This window comes from Phenylobacterium sp., assembly GCF_035276905.1.
Classification (GTDB): Bacteria; Pseudomonadota; Alphaproteobacteria; order Caulobacterales; family Caulobacteraceae; genus Phenylobacterium.
Genome location: NZ_DATELG010000262.1, coordinates 1 through 3,491 on the forward strand (window position 1 = coordinate 1; position 3,491 = coordinate 3,491).

Sequence of the window (3,491 nt, forward strand, 5' to 3'; positions counted from 1 at the left end):
GGGCGGAGCGTTACGATGAGCATCGACGACGATCAGTTGAAGAGCCGCCTGCTGGCCGCGCCGACCCAGAGACTGCTGGCCGAGGCCCGCGCGCGCCGCGACGCCCGCGGGCCCGCGCGCACCACCTATTCGCGCAAGGTCTTCATCCCCCTGACGCAGCTCTGCGCCGACGTCTGCCACTACTGCACCTTCGCCAAGGCGCCGCGGGCCCTGGCCCAGGCCTACCTCTCGCCCGAGCAGGTCCTCGACATCGCGGCCAAGGGCAAGGCGATGGGCTGCAAGGAGGCGCTGTTCACCCTGGGCGACGCCCCCGAGCGCCGCTACGCCGCCGCGCGCGAGGCGCTCGCCGCCCTCGGCTTTGCGCGCACCGTCGACTACGTCGAGCACTGCGCGCGCCTGGTGCTGACCGAGACCGGCCTTTTGCCGCACATCAACGCCGGGGTGCTGGCCGCTGAGGACTACCAGCGCCTGCGCGCCGTCTCGGCCTCCTGCGGCCTGATGCTGGAGAGCGCCTCGGACCGGCTATGCCAGAAGGGCGGCCCGCACTTCGGCTCGCCGGACAAGGTCCCGGCGGTGCGCCTAGCCTCGCTGGACGCCGCCGGCGCTGCGCGCGTTCCCGTCACCAGCGGCGTCCTGGTCGGCATCGGCGAGACAGAGGCCGAGCGCATCGACGCCCTCTTCGCGCTGCGCGACCTGCACCGCCGTCACGGCCACCTGCAGGAAGTCATCGTCCAGAACTTCCGCGCCAAGGACGACACCAGGATGGCGGCGGCGCGGGAGCCGTCGGAGGCCGACCTCTACCGCGTTATCGCCTGGGCCCGGATCATGCTGCCCGACGAGGTTGCGGTGCAGGCGCCGCCGAACCTGAACGAGGGGCGGTTGCAGGCCCTGCTCGACGCCGGCATCGACGACTGGGGCGGGATCTCGCCGGTCACTATCGACCATGTGAATCCTGAGGCGCCCTGGCCGCACATAGAGCAACTCGCCGAGGTCTGCGCCCGCGCCGGCCGCCCGCTGGTAGAGCGGCTCACCGTCTACCCCCGCTATGTGCACGCCCGCGCCGAGTGGCTGGACGCCAAGATGCGCGCGCCCGTGCTGAAGCTGAGCGACACCGAGGGGCTCGCCCGCGACCACGCCTGGTGCCCCGGCTCGGTCTCGCACCCGCCGGGCTCGGTGAAAGCGCCCCTGGGGCCGCCGGCGATCGGGCCGGGCGTATCGGTGGACCGGATCCTCGCTCGCGCGGCCGCGGGCGCGGAACTGGACGAGGGCGAGATCACCGCCCTCTTCGCCGCCCGCGGGGCGCACGCCCAGGCGGTGGTGCGCGCGGCCGATGCGCTGCGCGCCGAGGCGCGGGGCGACGTCGTCTCCTACGCGGTGAACCGCAACATCAACTACACCAACATCTGCACCTACAGTTGTGGATTCTGCGCCTTCTCCAAGACCTCGACCAAGGCCGGAACCCGCGACAGGCCCTATGCCCTACCGGACGAGGAGGTGGCTCAGCGCGCCGTCGAGGCGGTGGCCAACGGCGCGACCGAGGTCTGCCTGCAGGGCGGCATCCACCCGAGCTACACCGGCGAGACCTATCTGGGGATTCTGCAGGCGGTGAAGCGCGCGGTCCCCGACCTGCACGTCCACGCCTTCTCGCCGCTGGAGGTGAGTTCGGGCGCGGCGACCCTGGGCATGGGCGTGCGCGACTATCTGCTGCGGTTGAAGGACGCCGGCCTGGGCTCGCTGCCGGGCACCGCCGCGGAGATCCTCGACGACGAGGTCCGCGCCGAGATCTGCCCGGACAAGCTGAACACCCGGGAATGGCTGGACGTCGTGCGCGACGCCCATGAGGTCGGCCTGCCGACCACCGCCACCATCATGTTCGGCCATCTCGACCGGCCCGAGCACTGGGCGCGCCACCTCCTGGCCGTCCGTCGCCTGCAGCTCGACACCGGCGGCTTCACCGAATTCGTGCCGCTGCCCTTCGTGCACATGCAGTCGCCGCTCTACCTGAAGGGCAAGGCGCGGCGCGGCCCGACCTGGCGCGAGTGCGTGCTGATGCACGCGGTCGCCCGCCTGGCGCTCTACCGGGCGATCGACTCCATCCAGTGTTCCTGGGTGAAGCTGGGCCTCGAGGGCGCGGCGGCCTGCCTCAACGCCGGCTGCAACGACCTGGGCGGGGTGCTGATGAACGAAAGCATCAGCCGCGCGGCCGGCGCCGAGCACGGCCAGGAGGTCAGCGTCGCCGAGCTGCGCGCCGCTGCGGAATCCGCCGGCCGGACGCTGCGCCAGCGGACGACGCTCTACAAACTGATCGAGCCGACGACGCCGGTGCGTGAGCTGGCGTAGCAACGATCAGTCGTCGGACAGGTCCGACTCCGAGTCCTCGAACAGGTACTGCGCGGCTCCGTCCATATCGAACAGCCGCATGAGGTCGGCGATGAAGTCGTCTTGGGCGAGCTCCTCCATCCCGCGCTCATAGAGCTCGCGGTTGGTGAACCAGATCTCGGTGACGACGTCATAGGCCGGCGTCCCCTCCGGCACGCGGACCGGGTCGAGGTAGTGGCGGACGTAGCGGGCGGCGAGGGTGCCGAGCACCTTCTCGCCCATCTTGCGGTGGACGTCCTCGTAATAGGTCCTGAACTCGGACCGGCTGAGGCCCGGCTTGCGCTTCATGAAGTAGACCGTCTTGATCATCGCGACCTCCCGGCTTCGCCGGCGATTGGATCATGCGCTCGCCGATCGGCCTATGTCTTGAGGCCCGGATTGGCGATCAGGCGCGATCAGTCGCGTTTCTGCAGGATCACCGTCCCGTCGTCGGCGGGCCGTGCGTCGACCGGCGCAAACGCGCCGAGCCGGCGCAGCACCGCGGCCTCGTCGTCCAGCGTCAGGACGCCGCTGAAGCGGATCTGGGCGGTCTCGGCGTCGGCCACCCGCACCGGCCGCGCATAGCGCCGCTGCAGGTCGGCGGCGACCTCGCCCAGCGGCGCGTTGCGGTAGATCAGACGGCCGGAGGTCCAGCCGAAGGCCTCTTCGGCGTCCGCCGCGCGGACCAGGGAGCTCGATGCGCCGTCGACATGCACCAGCTGCTGGCCCACGGTGACGCGGGTCGGGGCCGCCGACGCATCGCCCAGCGGCCGCACCTCGACCACGCCGCGGCGGACGGTGAGCACGACCCGGCGATCGCGACGGCGCAGGTTGAATTGGGTGCCGACCACCCGGACCTCCTGGTCGCCGACCCGGATGAGGAACGGACGGCGCGGGTCGTGGGCGACATCGAAGACCGCCTCGGCGTCGGCCATCTGCACGCGCCGGCTGGCCCGGTCGACGTGCACGGCGATGTGCGAGCCGGCGTTCAGATGCACCTGGGTGCCGTCCGCCAGCCGGAGCTGGCGGGTCTGGCCCGGGGGGGCTTCATAGATGGTCGGGTGGGAGATCCAGGCCGTGTCGGGCTGGGGCTGCAGCACCAGGATCGCGGCGAGGCCGGCCGCGACCGCGCC

General features: G+C 71.6%; 3 protein-coding genes. 1 reads left to right on the forward strand and 2 read right to left on the reverse strand.

All coding sequences use genetic code 11. The features are described from left to right. The first annotated feature begins 15 nt into the window (after positions 1–15). Entirely contained in the window at positions 16–2,340 is a 2,325-nt protein-coding gene (gene cofH / locus VJS38_RS12355) for a 5-amino-6-(D-ribitylamino)uracil--L-tyrosine 4-hydroxyphenyl transferase CofH (RefSeq protein WP_324088448.1), read from the forward strand. 6 nt (positions 2,341–2,346) lie between these two features. On the opposite strand, the gene VJS38_RS12360 is transcribed toward cofH, so the two are convergent. Together VJS38_RS12360 and VJS38_RS12365 are read right to left on the reverse strand one after the other, a co-directional pair. After that, positions 2,347–2,688 carry an EthD domain-containing protein gene (locus tag VJS38_RS12360; RefSeq protein WP_324088449.1) on the reverse strand — a complete coding sequence of 114 codons (342 nt, stop codon included), beginning with the start codon at positions 2,686–2,688 and terminating at the stop codon, positions 2,347–2,349. Positions 2,689–2,774: 86 nt separating this feature from the next. Further along, the coding region (locus VJS38_RS12365) for a FecR family protein (protein WP_324088450.1) at positions 2,775–3,491 on the reverse strand (717 nt) is incomplete at its 5' end.

Excerpts from the sequence above, each read along its gene's own strand:
- VJS38_RS12360 (WP_324088449.1), bottom strand. The coding sequence starts at position 2,688 with ATGATCAAGACGGTCTACTTCATGAAGCGCAAGCCGGGCCTCAGCCGG.
- cofH (WP_324088448.1), top strand. The coding sequence starts at position 16 with ATGAGCATCGACGACGATCAGTTGAAGAGCCGCCTGCTGGCCGCGCCG.